We start from the raw sequence: 18,080 nt of genomic DNA, 5'->3' as shown, positions 1-18,080 counted from the left end.
ATGCCGATGTCTGAAGGCCGTCAGGGCCCGCTCGCCGGGATCCGGGTGCTGGAGCTCGCGGGGCTCGCGCCGGGCCCGTTCGCCGGGATGATGCTCGCCGACCACGGCGCCGACGTGCTGCGCGTCGACCGCGTGTCCGCCGTCTCCGACGAGCCGCGGACGGACGTCATGGACCGCGGCAAGCACACCATCGGCCTGGACCTGAAGTCGCCCGAGGGCGTCGCCGCGCTCAAGGAACTGGCGAGGAACGCCGACGTCGTCATCGAGGTGTTCCGGCCCGGAGTGGCGGAGCGGCTCGGCATCGGCCCCGCCGACCTCCACGCGGTGAACGAGCGGCTGATCTACGGCCGGATGACCGGCTGGGGACAGGACGGGCCGCTCGCCACCACCGCGGGCCACGACATCGACTACATCGCGATCTCCGGCATCCTGTCGATGCTCGGCCGCGCGGAGGACAAGCCGACGCCGCCGATCAACATCCTGGGCGACTTCGCCGGCGGCGGTCTCATGCTCGCGTACGGCGTGCTGCTCGCCCTGTTCGAGCGGGAACGCACCGGCAAGGGCCGAGTGATCGACGCGGCCATGGTGGACGGCGCCGCGATCCTGTTCGCGATGTTCTACCACGGCGTGCAGAGCGGCTTCTGGGGCCCGCGCGGCACGAACCTGCTGGACACCGGCGCGCCCCACTACGACACCTATGAGACGGCCGACGGGGAGTTCATGGCGGTCGGCTCGCTGGAGCCGCAGTTCTGGAACGCGATGGTGACCCGGATGGGGCTGACGGACCTGCCGGACCGCGGCGACAAGAAGCAGTGGCCGGCGCTCAAGGCCCGCCTGGCCGAGGAGTTCAAGTCGCGGACGCGGGCGGAGTGGGAGGCGGTGTTCGAGGGCTCCGACGCGTGCGTGTCGCCGGTCCTGTCCATGAAGGAGGCCGTCCGGCATCCGCACAACGTGGCCAGGGGCACCTTCGCCGACGTCGGCGGGCTCAGCCAGCCGGTACCCGCCCCGCGCCTGCTCGGCGTACCGGACCAGGACCTCTCACCCGCCACCCGGCTCACCGACCTGTCCGCCTGGGGCCTGAGCGCCGAGGCCGCGGAGAAGCTGCGCTCCCAGGGGGTGCTGGCCTGACATGAACCCCGACCTGCTCGACGGCGCCCTGTACGCGGGCGACCCGGCACCCGTCTACGCCTGGCTGCGCGAGCACTCCCCCGTTCACCACGACGCCGCCAACGGGCTGTGGGGCATCTCCCGCCACGCCGACATCACGGCCATCGAGCGCGATCCCGGGCTGTGGACCAGCACCGGCGGCTACCGCCCCCAGCTGCCCTCCGATCCGTCGATGATCGGCATGGACGACCCGGAGCACGCCGAGCACCGCCGCCTCGTCTACCGCCGCTTCACGCCGCGCTACGTCCACGAGCGCTACGCCGCCCGCGTCCGCGAGGTCGTCGTCGAGCTGATCGACCAGGCCCTGGAGACCGGCACCGTCGACGCGGTGCCCGCCCTGGCCGCGCCGGTGCCCGCCCGCATGATCGGCTGGCTGCTCGGCTTCCCCGACACGGACTGGCCGCGGCTCAAGCACTGGTCGGAGACCACGATCGTGGCGGGCGGCGGCCTGCGCTACGTCACGCACGAGGCCGCGGTCGCCGCGGGCGAGTTCGGCGAGGCCGTACTGGCCCTGGCCGCCGAGCGCCGGACGTGCCCGGCCGACGACCTGGTGACCCTGTGGTCCGGCCGGGCCGCCTACGACGACGACCACCTGGCGAACGAGGCGCTGCTGCTGCTCGACGGCGGCGCGGAGACCACTCGTACGGTCATCGCGACCGCGATCGACGCGCTGATCCGGCACCCGGACCAGTGGCGGCTGCTGCGGGAGGACCGCGGCCTGATCGAGAACGCCGTGGAGGAGTTCATCCGCTGGACCACCCCGATCCTGAACATGTGCCGCTCGGCCACCCGCGACACCGAGCTCCACGGGCAGCGCATCGGCCGCGGCCAGCAGGTCCTGCTCATGTACGGCTCGGCGAACCGGGACGAGTCGGTGTTCGACCGCCCGGAGGTGTTCGACGTGACGCGCAAGCCGGGCGGGCACATCGCGTTCGGCCTGGGGACCCACTTCTGCCTGGGCGCGTCCCTGGCCCGGCTGGAGTTACGGATCTTCTTCGAGGAGTGGATCGACCGGGTGGGTTCGGCCGCCTGGGCCGACGACGCGGGCCCGCGCATCCTGCCCAACGCGTTCGTGCGCGGCGTCACGTCCTTTCCCGTCGTGCTCTCGCCGCGCGGGTGAACTGGTCGTCGAAGCGGCGGGGGAAGGGCACCATCCGATGCTTGTGCCGGTACGGCGCGGCCTGCCGTACCACGTTGAACCCGGCGGCGGAGACGATGCGGCCGGCCGTGGCGAACAGCGGCCAGGCCGGGCGGACGGCGAGGTGGGCCACCCCGGCGGGCAGGCCGGGCGGCGCGGCGGGCGAGACGAGCACGAGGCGCGGGCTGAGACCTTCGTGGACGGCGCTCTCGCGGGCGTACGCCACCAGCTCCAGGATCTCGCCCGGCGGCCCGGCATGCACGATCAGCCAGTCTTCCGGAGCTGTCGGCCAGTCCCCCGGCGCCCTAGCGGGCCGGGCCGGTGGATCGGCCAGTGCCAGCGGGACCACCTCGTCCGACACCGACTCCAGGTAGGCCAGGTGGGGATCGCTCACCGGCTCGGCCAGCCACGTCCGGTGGAAACGCAACGGCCGGGCCGGGATCAGCGGCCGGTACGCGTCCCAGCGCAGCAGCCTGGCCAGGTGCACGACACGCGGCCCCCGCGGCACCGCCGCCTCGATCTCGCCGTCGAGCCCGGCGGGAAAGGCGTCCACCACGATCTCGTCCGCCCGCGCGAGCACAGCCGGGTCGCGCGGCCACTCGGTGCGGATCGTGGCCGCGGCGCCCGGATGGACCGTGTGCAGGTAGGCCCGGACCCGCGTGAGATGGCCGAGCCCGCCGCCTCTGGCGTAACAGACGATCATGCGCTCTCGTGGAACACCCTCAGGTAGCCCTCCGTCTCGGCGGTCACCGTGAAGTCCCTGCGTACCCGCTCGGCCGCCGCCGTGCCGAGCTTGGCCAGCTGCTCGTCCGTCGCCCGCGCGGCCTGGTCGACCGCCGCCCGGCACTCGTGCGGGTCCCCGGCGGCGAAGCGGAAGCCGATCTCGTCGTCGACCAGGTCGGCCAGCCCGCCCGCGTCGGAGGCGAGCAGCGGGACGCCGAGGGCGGCGGCCTCCAGGGCCACGTTCGGCAGCCCGTCGTAGAACGAGGGCAGCGCGACCAGGTCGCAGGCGGCGTAGAGCGCGGGCAGCTCGTACCGGTCGAGGAACGGCAGCCGCGTGTGCCCGACCGGCACGTCCAGGTCCGCCTCCAACTCCCCGACGAGCAGCAGGTGGAACAGGTCCGCGTGCCCGGAGGCGGCCAGCGCGTCGAGCAGGAAGCCGACGCCCTTCTTGTTCTTGAGCTGCCCGATGAGCCCGATCGTGCGCCGGCCGGCGGCGGCCCGCCTGGCCAGGCCCGCCGCGCGTTCGGAGGGCAGGATCTGCCAGCCGGCGGTGTCGATGCCATTGGCCACCCACCGCACCCGCGCCTCCGGAACCAGCGCGGACACCAGCGGCGCGTGCCCCGAGGCCACCACGCACACCGTGGCCGAGGCCCGTAACGCGTCGAGCAGGGCGCCCCTGCGGCGCAGCGAGAAGACGCCGGTGTCGAAGTCGTTGCCGCGCAGCAGCGTCACCAGCGGCGCGCCGAGCCACGCGGCCAGGATCGGGGCGCCGAGCATGGCGTACGTGCCGCCGAACGCCACCACGTGCGTGTACGACTCACCGCGCAGCACGGTCCACAGCCGGCGCAGCGCGTGCTCGGGATTGTCCTCCAGCGGCACGGTGAGCAGCCGCCCGCCCCGCTCGCCGCCGGTCTGCCAGGGCCGGTCCCGCCTGGTCAGGTGCGCGACGTCGATCTCCACGCCCGCCTCACGCAGGCCCCTGACGATCCTGTCGCAGGACTCGGCCATGCCGCCCCTGCTCGGCGGGTAGTGCTCGGTGAGCCACAGCAGCCGCATCAGCTGTCCACGAAATCGCGCTCGTCGCCGTCGCCGAAGTCACCGAAGTCGCCCTGGTCCTCGGGGTCGAAGGCGCCTCTGTCGTAGTCGTCGAACGTGCCGTACCAGCCGGGGTCCTGGTAGGTGGAGGAGGTGCTCTGGTAGTGGTCGCGGCGGAAGCCGCTGGTCCAGAACGGGTCGTAGGCGGAGCCGTAGCCCTGGGCGGTCGCGCACTCGGGGCAGACGCCGCCGGGCCCGACATGCCGGTCGCAGATCGGCCTGCCGCACCCGGCGCAGGCTGCGACCGGCGCCCGGCCGCAGCGGCCGAGCACGAAGAATCCGGTGCTCACCATGCACGGGATCACGCGGCCCGCCTCCTTTGCGTCCACCTGAAGGGTTCGGTCGCCACCGTCATGATCGCCCCGAGCTGGTCGCGCTCGGCGGGCAGCGGCACCTTGGCGGCGGCCCTGATCACGGTCTTCACGCCCGGACGGACCTTCACCCGGATCCACCACGGCGGCGGGCTGCCCGGCCGCGCCGGCATCTGGCCCTTGGCCAGCGAGCGGCTGGTCCGAATGTGCTGTACGGCCTTCGTCTTGGTCTTGGTCTTGTGCTTGCCCCGCGGGTTGACCTTGACGACGCGGCGGCGCCTGACCAGGTCGGTGACGGCGAGCGTGAGCACGCTGCCGTCGCGTAACTCCGAGCGGACGCTGAGCCACGGATCGCGCACCCACCACTCCTCGGCCCGCCGCACCGGCCGTACGACCGGCAGGGGCCGGCGCGGGCTCTCCTTGCCGGGGACGCCGTGGCCGCGCAGATCGGCGGTGATACCGACCACGCCGCCGCCGACGTCTTCACAGAGCACCCTGATCAGCGGCACGAGCAGGCTCTCCGTACGCGCGGGCAGCCGCCACTTGGGCCGGCGGACGAGCCCGCGATGCCGGGAGAGGCTGGCCAGCAGCGCCGCCCATTCCGCCTTGGGCAGCGTGGCCGAGAGCGTGTGCTCCCAGATGAGAGTCTGGTGCAGCGGGTGGAACCCGGCGATCGCCGCCCGTGTCTTCCGCCAGAACATGGCTCGAAACACTACACACGGCGATAAACCTCGGCGAGTCTCGCCCGGGAATCCGCCCAGCTGGGCACCCTGACCCTGGCCCGCTCCGCCATCGCCCGCGCCTGGTCGGGGTACTCCAGGAGGATCCGGATCGCGCGAGCCAACTCGGCGGGCCGATCGGGCGCGACCAGCCGCCCGTCCTCCCCCAGGATCTCCCGTACGGCCGGCAGGTCCGAGGCCACCACCGGCGTGCCGGCCGCCATCGACTCCAGGATCTTGAGCGGGGCGCAGCCCTGGTCGAGGTTGCGCGGGCAGGCGGTGAGCGGGGCGGCGGACACGGCCGCGCCGGCCAGCCAGCCGGCCACCTCGTCGTGGGGCAGCGTGAACCGCCACACGACCCGCTCGGCCACCCCCAGGCGGTCGGCGAGGCGCTGGAGGGGTTTGGCGCGACGTTCCGGGACGGAGGAACAGACGACCAGGCGCAGCTCGGTCAGGTCGGCCAGCCTGGCGAAGGCACGGAACAGCACGTCCACGCCCTGCCAGCGCTGGAGGGCGCCTACGTAGATCAGGTAGTGCTCGGGCGCGGCGGTCGGTGCGGTCGGTGCCGGGGTGACGGGGTTGGCGGCGTTCGGAACGAGGAACACCTTTTCAGGTTTTATCCCCATTTTGCGGATGGCGTCCCCGATGACGGTCGATGGCACGACAACCGCGTCCGCCTGTTCCAGACAGTGCGCCTCCAGCCGCCGCAACTTGGCCACCGTGGCGGGGGCCGCCTGGGGCCAGGTGTGCGGCAGCTCGATGGACGGCAGCCCGTTCACCTCGTACACCACCTTGTGCCGGTGGCCGAGCACCGGCAGCGCGCTCCAGGGGTCACGCACGTGGACCAGTTCCAGCGTCTCCAGGTGCGGTGCGAGATGGCGGGCGACCCAGTGCGAGTACGCCTCGGCCCGGTCGATCAGGTTGGGGATCTGCTCGTCGAACCTGGCGATCTGGACATCGCCCTCGCGCTGGTAGCGCGGCAGCCCGCCCCCGCCCAGCACCCCCAGCAGCCCGCCGCCGAACCGGTCGAACAGCTCGGCGGCCATCTGCCCGATGTGCACCGCCGACCCCTTGCTCGAAGGGAACCGGTCAAAGGCGAAATAGGCGGCACGCACGGCGCGCAGTCTATTCGCGCCGTTTCCACTGACGCATAGCTGGCGTACAGCTGGCTACTGCCGCACGCCCTCGTACGCCGAGTAGTCCTTCAACGCGATCGAGTCGTGCAGCCGCATGCCCTTGCTGCCCAGCTTGGTAGCGGCCTTGGTCACCGCGACCGGCAGGTGGCCGATCAGCCGCGCGGCCTGGGTGAGCGTCCACAGGTCGAACCGGTTGCCGGGCACGATCCGCTTGGCCGCCCCGACCGCGAACGTGCGACTCCGCAGTACGTACTCACCGATCTCTGCCTCGTAGGCCGGGAAGGCGCGCTCGTGGTCGCCGCGCGCGGCGGCCAGCTCGCCCGCGAGAATGTACGCCCCGACGACGGCCAGGCTCGTGCTGCCGCCCACGGCCGGTCCCGGGCAGTAGCCCGCGTCGCCGACCAGCGTCACGCGGCCACGCGACCAGGTGTCGAGGCGCAGCTGGGTGATCGAGTCGAAGTAGAAGGCCGGGGTGCGGTCGAGCTCGGCCAGCAACCGGGGAACCTGCCAGCCCATCCCCGCGAACCGCTCGCGCAGCAGCTTCTTCTGCCGGGCGATGTCGCGATGGTGATACTGGAGCTGCTCCGGCGTCCTGAACAGGAACAGCGCCCGCGCGTCGGACATGTGCGCCGCGCCGTACATCCCGGCCATCCGCCCGATGCCGGACAGCCCCTCCATGCGGCCGTCGAGGTCGAGGTAGTTGGGCACCGAGAAGACGGCCAGATAGGCGCCGACCCAGGTGGAGAAGCGCGACTCGGGGCCGAAGACCAGGCCGCGCACGTTCGAGTGCAGCCCGTCGGCGCCGACGACCAGGTCGAACCGCCTGGACGGCCCGCGCTCGAAGGTCACCGTGCCGTCCTCGGCGATGGCGGTGATGGAGTCGTCGAAGACGTACTCGATGTCGGCGCGGGTGGCGTCGTAGAAGATCTCGCTGAGGTCGTCGCGCATGATCTCGACGTGCCGGTCCGACACGGCCGTGAAGACGCGCCGGAGGTCCAGCTCCACGACCCCCTCCTGGCCTTCGCGATACATGGTGAGCCAGTTCGTGCCGGTCTTCTTGGCCGTGATCGGGTCGATCAGGCCCATCTTCTCGACGATGTCCATCGCGGGTCTGAACAGGTCGATCGCGTGGCCGCCCGTCTTGCGGAGCGACGGGGCGCGCTCCACGACGGTGACGTCGAAGCCGTACCTGTTGAGCCAGTACGCCAGCGCGGGTCCGGCGACACTCGCGCCGGAGATCAGGATCTGCATGGTGACACCCCCTTACCTAACGGATGGTAAGCGACCCGGAGCGACGCCCGCAAGAGGTTACTTAACGATAGGTAAGAGGTGGACCATGAAGCCACGACCCGAGCCCGAACGGGCTCGGGTTCAGCGATCAGTAGACGGCGATGTAGAGGTCCGCGCCACCGGGGTGGTGCACCTCGAGGTCCGTCCTGAACGCCCGCGCGGGCGTGCCGCCCGACTCGGTGTGCTTCCACACCTGCTGCCAGGCGTCGACGATCGCCTGCGGCATCTGACCGCGCGCCTCGACCCGCAGAGCCGGGCCCGCGGGAACGCGTACGGCGACCATGCCCTCGGGCAGCCTGGGGACCGTCCGCACGCCGATGCCGACGATCTGCGTGTAGGCGCCGTGATGGTCGCCCTCGTAGTCGGTCAGCACCGCGTAAAGGTTCTCGTCGACGCGTCCCGGAATGTGGGCGAACGCCCCGGGCGCGCCCGCCCGTTGCCACAGCACGGGCAGCTTCGCCCTGGCGGGGTCTATCTCGTCGGCGTTCGAGGTGCGTACGGCGATACCGACGACTGTCAGCTCGTTTCTCTCAGTGACCTCCACAGGCCCTCCATCCCCCTAAGTATCCCGGCCGATCATATGGCCATAACAATCGGGAAACTCCTCATAAGCCACCCAGCGCATAAGATGGACGAACGTGAAGTTCCTTAACGGCCTCGAGCCGCAATACGACCTGACGTACAGCGACGTGTTCATGGTCCCGTCGCGTTCCTCGGTCGGTTCCCGGCTCGCGGTCGATCTTTCGACGAACGACGGCACGGGTACCACCATTCCGATCGTCGTGGCGAACATGACCGCGGTCGCCGGCCGGCGCATGGCCGAGACGATCGCCCGCCGGGGCGGCATCACCGTGATCCCCCAGGACATTCCCATCGATGTCGTGACGGAAGTCGTCGACTGGGTCAAGAAACGCGACCTGGTCCACGACACTCCGCTCACGCTGACGCCGCACGACACGGTCGGCGAGGCCATGCAGCTGCTGCCCAAGCGCGCCCACGGCGCGGTCATCGTCGTCGACTGGGACAACCGGCCGACCGGCGTGGTGACCGAGGCCGACTGCCAGGGCGTCGACATGTACACGCAGCTGTCGCAGGTGATGTCGAGCGAGCTGCTGACGCTGCCGGCCGGTCTTGAGCCGCGCGCGGCGTTCGACCGGTTGCACGGGGGCCGCCACCGCCTGGCGCCCATCGTGGACGCCGACGGCCGCCTGGTCGGCATCCTGACCCGCACGGGCGCCCTGCGCGCCACGCTCTACCAGCCCGCGCTCGACGCCGCCGGCCGGCTGCGCGTCGCGGCCGCCGTCGGCGTGAACGGCGACGTCGCGGCCAAGGCCAAGGAACTGCTCGATGCCGGGATCGACTGCCTGGTGGTCGACACCGCGCACGGGCACCAGGAGAAGATGGTCTCCGCCCTGCGCGCGGTCCGGGCCCTCGACCCGGGCGTGCCGGTCGCGGCGGGCAACGTGGTGACCGCCGAGGGCGTGCGCGACCTGGTGGACGCGGGCGCGGACATCCTCAAGGTGGGGGTCGGCCCCGGCGCCATGTGCACGACGCGGATGATGACCGGGGTGGGGCGGCCGCAGTTCTCGGCCGTGCTCGAATGCTCGGTGGAGGCGCGGCGGCTCGGGCGGCACGTGTGGGCCGACGGCGGTGTCCGGCACCCGCGTGATGTGGCGCTCGCCCTGGCCGCGGGCGCGGCCAACGTGATGATCGGCTCGTGGTTCGCCGGGACGTACGAGTCGCCCGGCGACGCGCGCACCGACGCCGACGGACGCAGGTACAAGGAGAACTTCGGCATGGCGTCCGCGCGGGCCGTGCGGCTGCGCACGGCGGAGGACAGCCCGTTCGATCGGGCCAGGAAGGCGCTGTTCGAGGAGGGGATCTCGACCTCGCGCATGTACCTGGATCCGCGGCGGCCGAGCGTGGAGGACCAGATCGACGCGATCGTGGCCGGGCTGCGGTCCTCGTGCACGTACGCGGGGGCGGCGAACCTGGAGGAGCTGCACGAGCGCGCGGTGGTCGGCATCCAGAGCGCCTCCGGCTACACCGAGGGCATGCCGCTGCACCAGAGCTGGTAGCGCGGCTCAGGCTCCGGCTGGCTCAGGTGCGGCGCCAGCCGCCTGCCGCGTGGATCCCGCCGTCGACGTGCAGCGTCGTGCCGGTCACGAACCTGGCCAGCTCACTGGCCAGGAACACCGCCGCGCCCGCCGCGTCGGCCGGCTCCCCGAGATGCCCGAGCGGCGGCAGGCGTACCGGCTCGAAGGGTCCGTCCGCCATCCGCTCCCGCACCTGTGTCTCGCCCTCGGTGGGCAGCCCGTCGGGCGCGATGGCGTTCACCCTGATGCCCAGGGGCGCGAACTCCAGCGCGAGCGACTTCGTCAGGCTCTCCAGCCCCGCCTTCATCGCCGCGTAGACCGCGAACCCCGGCGCCGCCTGGTGCGCCTCGCTGGAGGTCACGTTGATGATCGACGCCCCGGCGCCCATCATCGGCAGCATCCGGCGGATCATGCCGGTGACCTGCGTGAAGTTCTCCTCGATCAGGGTCCGCTCGCCGCGGGCCGTGGTGTCGGCGAACGCGGCGTGGAAGGTCCCGCCCGCGTTGTTCACCAGGATGTCCACGCGCCCCCACCGCTCGTGCACGGCCTGCGCGAACACCTCCACGGCGACCGGATCCCGTACGTCCAGGGTCATCGCGAGCTCGCTGCTCTGCTGCGGCTTGTCGCGGTCGCAGATCGCGACATGAGCCCCGAATGCCGCGAACGTCTCCGCAATCGCCCGCCCGATCCCCCGCGCCGCCCCGGTGATCACGGCGACGCGCCCGGTGAGCAGGATCGCATCGGCGGAAAGGGCGGCCATGAACGATGACCATATCCCGACCGCATAGAGTCGTCGGGTCCATTCCTGATCGCCAATATTCGTAACAGGAGCAATTCGTGGCACTCGAGAAGCCGGAAATCGACTTCCCGGAGGGCAACCCGCCCACCGACCTGGAGATCGTCGACATCGTCGAGGGGGACGGCCCCGAGGCCAAGCCCGGCCAGAACGTCAGCGTCCACTACGTGGGCGTCGCGTTCTCGACCGGCGAGGAGTTCGACGCGTCGTGGAACCGTGGCGAGGCGTTCGAGTTCCCGCTCGGCGGCGGGCGTGTCATCGCCGGCTGGGACCAGGGCGTGGCCGGGATGAAGGTGGGCGGTCGCCGCAAGCTGGTGATCCCCGCGCACCTCGGCTATGGCAACCGCGGCGCCGGCGCCCGCATCAAGCCGGGCGAGACGCTCATCTTCGTGGTCGACCTCCTGGGCGTCCGCTAACACCCTGGGGCGGGCCGCACACCCGCCCCACCCCTCAGGGGGCCCATCGCCGGGCAAAATGCTGGTCTTGGCGCGACGGATTTGTCGGCGAAGTACGGCAACATAGGGCATGTGCTGTTGATCGACGTGGTACGGGTTTCGGAGGCTGTGACGCGCACGTCCGCCCGGCTCGGCAAGGTCGGCCATCTGGCCGAACTGCTCGGCAGGGTCGGTGCCGACGAGGCGGAGATCGCCATCTCCTACCTGTCGGGTGAGCTCCCGCAGCGTCAGGTGGGCGTGGGCTGGCGGACCCTTCAGGATCCGCCTCCGGCCAAGCTCGCCGCCACCGCCACCCTGACCCACGTCGACGCCCTGCTGTCGAAGATCAAGTCCGTCTCCGGCCAGGGCTCGCAGGCGGCCCGCAAGGCTCTGGTCACCGAGCTGTTCGCCGGGCTGACCAGTCAGGAGCAGGCGTTCATGCTCCGGCTGCTCGGCGGCGAGCTGCGCCAGGGCGCCCTCGACGGCGTGATGATCGAGGCGGTCGCCAAAGCGTCGGGCGCGCCGTCCGCCGACGTGCGGCGGGCGCTCACGCTGCGCGGCTGGCTGCCCGCCGTGGGCGCGGCGGCGCTGAGCGGTGGCGTGGCGGCGTTGCACGCCTTCAAGCTGGAGGTGGGCCGGGCGGTCTCGCCCATGCTCGCCGGCAGCGCCCCGAACGTCGCCGCCGCGCTGGAGAAGGCGGGCACCCCGGCCGCGCTGGAGTGGAAGCTCGACGGCGTACGCGTGCAGGCGCACCGCTCCGGTGACCAGGTGCGGGTGTTCACCCGCACACTCGACGACATCACCGCGCAGGTGCCCGAACTCGTGGAAGCCGTGCTCGGCCTGGCCTGCGACGACCTCGTGCTCGACGGCGAGGTGATCGCGCTGCGGCCCGACGGGCGGCCGCACCCGTTCCAGGTGACGGCCAGCAGAGTGACCACCAAGACCGGCGTCCCGCGGCTGCGGGAGGACACGCCGCTGAGCGTGTTCTTCTTCGACGCGCTGCGGGTGGACGGGGCCGACCTGCTCGATCTGCCCTACGCCCAGCGCCAGGAGATCCTCGGCCAGACGGTCACGCCCGGTCTGCTCACGCCGCGCCTCGTCACGGGCGAGGTGCCGGAGGCGGAGAAGTACTTCATCGACGTGATCAAGGCCGGGCACGAGGGCCTGGTCGTCAAGTCGCTGGCCTCCCCCTACGCGGCCGGCCGCCGGGGCGCCGGGTGGATCAAGGTCAAGCCGCGGCACACGCTCGACCTGGTCGTCCTCGCGGCCGAATGGGGTCACGGCCGCCGCGAAGGCAAGCTGTCCAACCTCCACCTCGGCGCCCGCGACCCGGAGAGCGGCGGGTTCGTGATGCTGGGCAAGACCTTCAAGGGGCTGACCGACGAGCTGCTCGCCTGGCAGACCGAACGCTTCCTGGAGCTGGCCGAGGGGCCCACCGACGAGTGGACCGTCAGTCTGCGGCCCGAGCTGGTCGTGGAGATCGCCTTCGACGGGGTGCAGCGGTCGCCGCGCTATCCCGGGGGGATGGCGCTGCGGTTCGCGCGGGTGCTGAGGTACCGGCCCGACAAGCGGGCCGCGGACGCCGACACGGTGGAGACCGTCCGGTCGCTCATGCTCTGACCCTTTTGGTACGGCTCTACTCCTGTTGGGACGTCCTCACCTATCCCCAAGGTGACAGAGTCGGCGTTTTCCGGCTGCCTCAAGATCCCCGGCGTACGCTCAGCGTTCTGGTCGACTCGTGACCAAAGTGAGATATTTCACTGAATGTCCCATTAAGTTGTCTTTACTCGCTGTTTGTCGCATATGTTCGACCACGTTCGCGGGGCACCCGCCCCGAGCGAGGGATCGGCCGACGCGCGCCCCCATATCCGCCCCGACCTGGCCTTTCCCTGTCCTGTCCCCTAGCTAGGACTGTGGTTTACCTTGGGCCAGCACTCCTACAACCCGAGCCGTCCGAACCCGGAGAGCCAGAAGAAGGCTCCAGGCAAGCGCCGTTGGGTCACCGTCGCGGCCGGTGCGGCCGTCGTAGCCGCCGCCTCGACCACCGCCTGGGCGGCCGTCGCCAACGACGACGCCCCCAAGCCCACCGCCGCGCTGGACGTGTCTCCGTCCCCCACGTACACGAGGACCGACACCCCTTCCCCCGCCCCCAAGACCCCCGAGCCGAACAAGCCCAGCACCAAGTCGGCGGCCCCCAAGCCCTCATCCAGCCCCAAGGCCACCGCTCTCCCGAAGGCCGAAGCCGCCCAGCCGCCGACCAAGCCGACCGACAAACCGAAGACCGAGCCGGTACGCAAGGTGAAGACCGAGGTTCACAAGCTGAAGACCCGCGTCCTCAGCTCGGGCACCTGCGGCGCGTCCTACTACGACGAAGGGCAGATGACCGCCAGCGGCGAACGCTTCGACCCGTCGGCCATGACCGCCGCCCACAAGACGCTCCCGCTCGGCAGCAAGGTCCGCGTCACGAACCCGGCGAACGGCGACTCGGTCACGGTCCGCATCAACGACCGCGGTCCGTACGTGGGCGGACGCTGCCTCGACCTCTCGGCGGCCGCCTTCTCCGCCATCGGCGACACGGGGTCCGGGGTCATGCGGGTCAAGTACGAGGTCCTCGCCCGCTCCTGACGCCGAGGCCCGCGGTGCGTTAACCTCCACCCATGCCACACCTCTGTGACTGATCAGCAGCCGCCCGGCCCATGACCGGCCGGGCATCCCGCGAAGCGACCCCCCTCTTCGCCCGTCCGGCCCAGGACCGGCCGGACGGCTTGGCTGCTTGGAGTCACCAGGTGTCATCCGTTCCTCCCCGCCTGCCCGGAAACTCGCTGCTCGCGCTGCTGCGCGGCAACCCCGACTTCCGCCGGCTCTTCCTCGCCTCCGCCCTCAGCCTGACCGGCGACTGGTTCACCTTCGTCGCCCTGAACGCCTTCGTCTACCACCGCACCGGCTCGGCCGGGCTGACGGCTCTGCTGTTCGCCGTCGAGTCGCTGCCCGGCATCCTGCTGATGCCGCTCATCGGCTCGCTGACCGACCGCCTGGACCGCCGCCGCCTGCGCATCGCCTGCGACCTGGCCGCCATCGTCCCCCTCGCGGGCCTGCTCGCCGCCTTCCACCTGGAGTCGGTCCCCATGGCGCTGGTCTCGCTGGCCGCGCTGTCGGTGTCGGCCGCGGTGTCCAGCCCGATCCCCGAGGTCGTACTCCCCAACCTCGTCGCCCCCGACCGGCTGCCCACCGCGCAGGCCGCGCTCGGCAGCCTCTACTCCTCCGGCCTGCTGCTCGGCGCCGGGCTCGGCGGCCTGGCCACGGCCGCCTGGGGCAGCACGGCCACGCTGCTGGTCGACGCCGCCTCCTTCGCCGCGTCCGCCGTCCTCATCGCCCGCATCCGCCGCCCCTTCTCCACGGCGACGGAGGCCCGCCGGACGCGCGTACATACCGACACCGCCGAACTGTGGCGCTTCATCCGCGCCACTCCCACCGTGGCGGCCCTGCTCCTGCTGACGGCGGGCCTGCGCTTGTGCTACGGCATGGTCGGCCTCCTGCCCGTCTACGCGCTCGAACGGTTCGGCACCACCGACGCCGGAGTCGGCGTCCTCTACATGGCGCAGGGGGTGGGCGCCGTGCTCGGGCCGTTCGTGGGGCGGTGGCTGATCGGGAAGTGGCGACCGCTTGGGAAGGGGCGGCTGATCGGGACGCCGTCGCGGCGGCGGTTGATCGTGTCGGGTGGCGCTCTGGCGGTGTTCGGGCTCGGCTACCTCGCCCTGGCCCAGGCCGGTGGGCTGTGGTCGGGCGTACCCGCCGCCATGGCCGGCCATCTCGGGGTGGGCGCGTGCGCCATCCTGGCCATCAACGGGCTGCAACTGGCCAGCCCCGACCACATCCGCGGCCGCGTGATGGTCACCGCCTTCGGGCTGTCGTCGGGGCTGCAGGGGGTGTCGTCGCTGGCGGTGGCCCCGCTGGCCGTCGCGCTGGGCATGGCGGGGGCCACGCGCGCGCTCGGCGTACTCGCGGTCGGCTTCGCCCTGGTCTGGCTCTTGTACGCGCTCCGGCTGCCGGAACCAGCGGAATGAGGCTTCGACAGGTCGGATGGTGGGCGTAAGGACATGCGTCCGCAAAGCCTCGGCCCTATGCGCTCAAACCCAGCCTGACCAGCGCATATGCGGGTAAACAGGCATTGACCGCAAGGCCACGCTCCGCAGCGGACACGCCGTCCATCGGTCCGGAAAGGCGTGGCCGACGCGAGATCGCCTGTGCCGCGCAGACATACGGAGGTGCAGTACCCGTGTCCAACGACTCGATGGACAGGACCGCCGATCAGGGGAGCTCTGCGGCGTTCGGCCCCAAGATGCTGGCGGACATCCAGCCGCCCTTCATTCCCGACGCTGCCTCGGCGATGACCGTCCTCGTCGACTGGCCTCCCGGCCACCCCGGCGCCGCTCCGCACCGCCACTCGGGGCCGGCCTTCGGCTACGTGATCGAGGGCGCGGTCCTGTTCGAGCTCGAGGGCGAGCCGGAGCGCGTGATCAAGGCCGGAGAGACGTTCTGGGAGCCGGGCGGCGACGTGATCCACTACCAGGACGGCAACGCCTTGCCGGACGCGCCGACCAAGTTCGTCGTGTTCATGCTGTGTGAGCCGGGTCAGCCGATGCTCACGTACGTCGAAGAAGAGGAGCTGGCGCAGCGGGCCCACCTGCGCGCCCCGCGTCCCACCGGCGGCTGATCCGCCTGTTCGATACAGCGGACCCCGCGTCTTTACCTGGCGGCCGGAGAGCCGGACATCGGCTCTCCGGCCGCCGAGCTGTCGGACCGGTGATCAGGTGCGCACAAGGGTGCGCATGGACGGCAATGCCGTGGCGCCATGGGCTCAGGGGGCGAGGTTGATGGTGCCCGGGATGCCCTGGCGGGTCATCTTGGCGTACGGGGACAGCGCGCTCGCCTGGGCGAGCAGCGGGGTGGCCGTGTCGCGTTCGACTCCGGGCCAGGTCACGACGAGGTCGGCGCGTAGCTCGTAACCGCCGTCGGCGGGGTCGCGGCCGAACGCGACGGTCACCTCCACGGTGATCGATCCGGGGTCGAGGAGGTGCCGGCGGGCCAGCAGGCTGAGGGCGCCGTGGAAGCAGGCGGCGTACCCGGCGGCGAAGAGCTGCTCAGGGTTCGGGCCGGTGGCGTCACCGCCCAGTTCCTCGGGCATCCGCATCTCCAGATCGAGCACGCCGTCGGCGGAGCGGGCCCGGCCGGTGGCCCGGCCGTGGGCGGAGCTGCCGCCGCTCACGGCGACGCGCGTGACATAGAGCGGTTTGAACGTGGAGCCGCGGTAGTCGTGCTGCGTGGACAGTCTCGGGTCGTTCACCGGTACGCCTTTCAGCGGCACACGGGGCGCCTGCGGTAGGGGGTGGCTGGTCATGGGCGGTGCCAGCGCTGCAACTTGTCGGGGTTCAGCACGATCCACACTGCGGTGACCTCGGCTCCGGCGACGCTCACGTCGGCCACCGCCACCGCTCGGCCCGCCTGGCGCAGGACCAGGCCCGTCCGGCCGTTCACGGACTCGACGGCCACCTCGGTGCCGGACTGGCCGGTCAGCAGGGCCGTGACGAACCGGGCTACCGCGTCCGCGCCGTAGGTGGGGCGTACGGCGGCGCGCAGTTTGCCGCCACCGTCGCTCACGACCATCGCGTCCGCGGCCAGGACCGCCCGCAGGGCCGCCGCGTCCCCCGTGTCGCAGGCCGCGGCGAACCGGCGCGCGACACGATCGTGTCTGGCGAGCATCGCTCGGTCCGGCCTGGGCGGCTGGAGCACCGGACCCGTGCCGGGCTCGGGCCAGCGTGCCGGGCCGGCGGCGGGCTCCGGCCGGCGCACCGGACCGGCGGTGGTGAACGCTCCGGGTCGCGGTGTGCCGCCGGGGGCGTGGCTCGGGGCGGCAGTGGCGAGCAGGTCCAGGCAGAGACCTCCGGCGACCCGCGTCAGCCAGGCGCGCGGTACCGCGATGACGGCGCGTTCTTCGTCGTCGAGGGCGTACCAGCGGCGATAGGTCTCAAGGACGATCCAGTCGGCCGTCACCTCCGAGCCGAACATCCACAAGGCGATCTCGAGGAGGTGCTGCCGTTCGTCGAGCATCTCCGCCAGCGTCCCGGCGCTCACTTCGGTCATGTCCTGCCGCCCTGTTCTTTCGGTGTCGGCAGTTAAGACCACGCAGCCGGTCTTGTTGTGACACCACGAGAGGCGTACGTCCTGGGCGGCGGCGGACGGTCTGTCAGACCAGGTGGGGTGACCGTTCGAAGGCGCCGAGTTTGGCCGGGTTGACGATCCACATGACGTGGTGGATGCCCTGCGGCGAGGCCTCGATGGTGAGCAGGACGAGGTCGGTGTGGTTGCGAGGGACGAGCACGCCGGCGCGCCCGTTCGCTTCGACCCACGTCATCTCGGCGCCCGGCCAGAATCGTGGCGCGTACGCGGCCAGGAACTTCGCCACGCGGGTGCTGCCCAGCAGCGGGAATCGCGCCGCCCCTCTGATGCCGCCGCCGTCGGAGGAGCTGACCACGTCCGCGGCGAAGAGGTCTTCGAGAGCGGCGACGTTCCCCGTCTGGGCGGCGTCCAGGAAAACGGCCAGGAGACGCCGATGCTCCATCTTGTCGATGGGCTCGCGTCGTGCGGCGGTCAGGCGTTTGCGGGCGCGGCTCACGAGCTGACGAGCGTTGACCGGGGTGAGCTGAAGGATCTCCGCGATCTGTGTGTACGGGTAGACGAAGGCCTCGCGCAGCACATAGGCGGCCCGCTCGGTGGGAGCGAGCCTCTCGAGCAGCAGCAGGAAGGCGAGTTCGAGAGCTTCGCCCCGTTCGGCGCCCAATGTGGGGTCGAGGCTGGTGTCGACCGGCTCGGGGAGCCAGGGCCCTATATAGGTTTCGCGTCGCGAATGAGCGGAGCGAGCGACGTTGATGGCCAGGCGGGTGGTGATCAACGCCAGGAAGGCCGAGGGGTTCTCGATGGTCGCGCGGTCGGTGTTCTGCCAGCGCAGCCAGACTTCCTGAAGGATGTCCTCGGCTTCCACCGCGCTGCCGAGCATCCGATAGGCGATGCCGAACAGGCGCGGGCGCAGCTCGACGAAGGCGGATGCGGCCTGATCGAGTGCACTCGCCTGTTCCAGGGATTCCGCAGGCATACCTACCCCCGTCTCCGCGGCATCG

Annotated in this window: 19 protein-coding genes; 8 read left to right on the top strand and 11 right to left on the bottom strand. The window is 71.4% G+C overall.

From position 1 onward, the window contains the following. Nucleotides 1–6 precede the first annotated feature (6 nt). Nucleotides 7–1,128 carry a CaiB/BaiF CoA-transferase family protein gene (locus tag AB0C30_RS05960; protein WP_357940093.1) on the top strand — a complete coding sequence of 374 codons (1,122 nt, stop codon included), beginning with the start codon at nt 7–9 and terminating at the stop codon, nt 1,126–1,128. A 1-nt stretch (nt 1,129) separates the two neighbouring features. Further along, nucleotides 1,130–2,287 carry a cytochrome P450 gene (locus AB0C30_RS05955; protein WP_357940092.1) on the top strand — a complete coding sequence of 386 codons (1,158 nt, stop codon included), beginning with the start codon at nt 1,130–1,132 and terminating at the stop codon, nt 2,285–2,287. On the opposite strand, the gene AB0C30_RS05950 is transcribed toward AB0C30_RS05955, so the two are convergent. The 7 genes from AB0C30_RS05950 to AB0C30_RS05920 form a co-directional block, all read right to left on the bottom strand. After that, nucleotides 2,250–3,008, bottom strand: a complete 759-nt coding sequence (locus tag AB0C30_RS05950) for a hypothetical protein (RefSeq protein WP_357940091.1) — start codon at nt 3,006–3,008, stop codon at nt 2,250–2,252. The two genes, AB0C30_RS05955 and AB0C30_RS05950, sit on opposite strands and share 38 nt — an antisense overlap. Continuing rightward, on the bottom strand, nt 3,005–4,084 hold the full coding sequence (locus tag AB0C30_RS05945) for a glycosyltransferase family 4 protein (RefSeq protein WP_357940090.1): 1,080 nt from the start codon (nt 4,082–4,084) through the stop codon (nt 3,005–3,007). Before AB0C30_RS05945 ends, AB0C30_RS05950 begins: the two co-directional genes overlap by 4 nt. Next, the gene (locus tag AB0C30_RS05940) at nt 4,084–4,428 is read right to left on the bottom strand and encodes a hypothetical protein (RefSeq protein ID WP_357940089.1); all 345 of its coding nucleotides are present in this window, start codon (nt 4,426–4,428) and stop codon (nt 4,084–4,086) included. The genes AB0C30_RS05945 and AB0C30_RS05940 overlap by 1 nt, the downstream gene beginning before the upstream one ends. After that, entirely contained in the window at nt 4,425–5,135 is a 711-nt protein-coding gene (locus AB0C30_RS05935) for a hypothetical protein (RefSeq protein WP_357940087.1), read from the bottom strand. Before AB0C30_RS05935 ends, AB0C30_RS05940 begins: the two co-directional genes overlap by 4 nt. 11 nt (nt 5,136–5,146) lie before the next feature. Beyond that, nucleotides 5,147–6,268, bottom strand: a complete 1,122-nt coding sequence (locus AB0C30_RS05930) for a glycosyltransferase (RefSeq protein WP_357940086.1) — start codon at nt 6,266–6,268, stop codon at nt 5,147–5,149. Between the two features lie 54 nt (nt 6,269–6,322). Beyond that, nucleotides 6,323–7,540 (bottom strand): FAD-dependent monooxygenase, encoded by a 1,218-nt coding sequence (locus AB0C30_RS05925; protein ID WP_357940084.1) that lies wholly within the window; start codon nt 7,538–7,540, stop codon nt 6,323–6,325. A gap of 127 nt (nt 7,541–7,667) precedes the next feature. After that, entirely contained in the window at nt 7,668–8,123 is a 456-nt protein-coding gene (locus tag AB0C30_RS05920; protein ID WP_357940082.1) for a GyrI-like domain-containing protein, read from the bottom strand. Nucleotides 8,124–8,217: 94 nt separating this feature from the next. Here AB0C30_RS05920 and AB0C30_RS05915 point away from each other — a divergent pair, with 94 nt between their 5' ends. After that, nucleotides 8,218–9,657, top strand: a complete 1,440-nt coding sequence (locus tag AB0C30_RS05915; protein ID WP_357940080.1) for a GuaB1 family IMP dehydrogenase-related protein — start codon at nt 8,218–8,220, stop codon at nt 9,655–9,657. Between the two features lie 22 nt (nt 9,658–9,679). On the opposite strand, the gene AB0C30_RS05910 is transcribed toward AB0C30_RS05915, so the two are convergent. Then, complete coding sequence (locus AB0C30_RS05910) at nt 9,680–10,435, bottom strand: SDR family oxidoreductase (RefSeq protein WP_357940078.1); 756 nt, start codon at nt 10,433–10,435, stop codon at nt 9,680–9,682. A 77-nt stretch (nt 10,436–10,512) separates the two neighbouring features. Between AB0C30_RS05910 and AB0C30_RS05905 the strand changes: the two genes are divergently transcribed. The 5 genes from AB0C30_RS05905 to AB0C30_RS05885 all read left to right on the top strand — a co-directional run bounded on the left by AB0C30_RS05905 (nt 10,513) and on the right by AB0C30_RS05885 (nt 15,619). Then, nucleotides 10,513–10,887, top strand: coding sequence for an FKBP-type peptidyl-prolyl cis-trans isomerase (locus tag AB0C30_RS05905; RefSeq protein ID WP_357940076.1), 375 nt, complete (start codon nt 10,513–10,515; stop codon nt 10,885–10,887). 111 nt (nt 10,888–10,998) lie between these two features. Further along, on the top strand, nt 10,999–12,525 hold the full coding sequence (locus tag AB0C30_RS05900; RefSeq protein ID WP_357940074.1) for an ATP-dependent DNA ligase: 1,527 nt from the start codon (nt 10,999–11,001) through the stop codon (nt 12,523–12,525). 303 nt (nt 12,526–12,828) lie between these two features. After that, entirely contained in the window at nt 12,829–13,530 is a 702-nt protein-coding gene (locus AB0C30_RS05895) for a septal ring lytic transglycosylase RlpA family protein (RefSeq protein ID WP_357940072.1), read from the top strand. A 161-nt stretch (nt 13,531–13,691) separates the two neighbouring features. Then, on the top strand, nt 13,692–14,969 hold the full coding sequence (locus AB0C30_RS05890; RefSeq protein ID WP_357940070.1) for an MFS transporter: 1,278 nt from the start codon (nt 13,692–13,694) through the stop codon (nt 14,967–14,969). Between the two features lie 212 nt (nt 14,970–15,181). Next, entirely contained in the window at nt 15,182–15,619 is a 438-nt protein-coding gene (locus AB0C30_RS05885; protein WP_357940069.1) for a cupin domain-containing protein, read from the top strand. A 144-nt stretch (nt 15,620–15,763) separates the two neighbouring features. Here the strand turns inward: AB0C30_RS05885 and AB0C30_RS05880 are convergent, their stop codons facing one another. The 3 genes from AB0C30_RS05880 to AB0C30_RS05870 form a co-directional block, all read right to left on the bottom strand. Beyond that, on the bottom strand, nt 15,764–16,249 hold the full coding sequence (locus AB0C30_RS05880; RefSeq protein WP_357940067.1) for an Ohr family peroxiredoxin: 486 nt from the start codon (nt 16,247–16,249) through the stop codon (nt 15,764–15,766). 50 nt (nt 16,250–16,299) lie between these two features. Further along, entirely contained in the window at nt 16,300–17,046 is a 747-nt protein-coding gene (locus AB0C30_RS05875; RefSeq protein WP_357940065.1) for a hypothetical protein, read from the bottom strand. Between the two features lie 103 nt (nt 17,047–17,149). After that, nucleotides 17,150–18,055, bottom strand: coding sequence for an RNA polymerase sigma-70 factor (locus AB0C30_RS05870; RefSeq protein ID WP_357940063.1), 906 nt, complete (start codon nt 18,053–18,055; stop codon nt 17,150–17,152). Nucleotides 18,056–18,080: the final 25 nt, after the last annotated feature.

The organism is Nonomuraea sp. NPDC048901, from assembly GCF_040649695.1.
GTDB lineage: Bacteria > Actinomycetota > Actinomycetes > Streptosporangiales > Streptosporangiaceae > Nonomuraea.
This window is presented reverse-complemented; position numbering and strand designations above follow the sequence as displayed.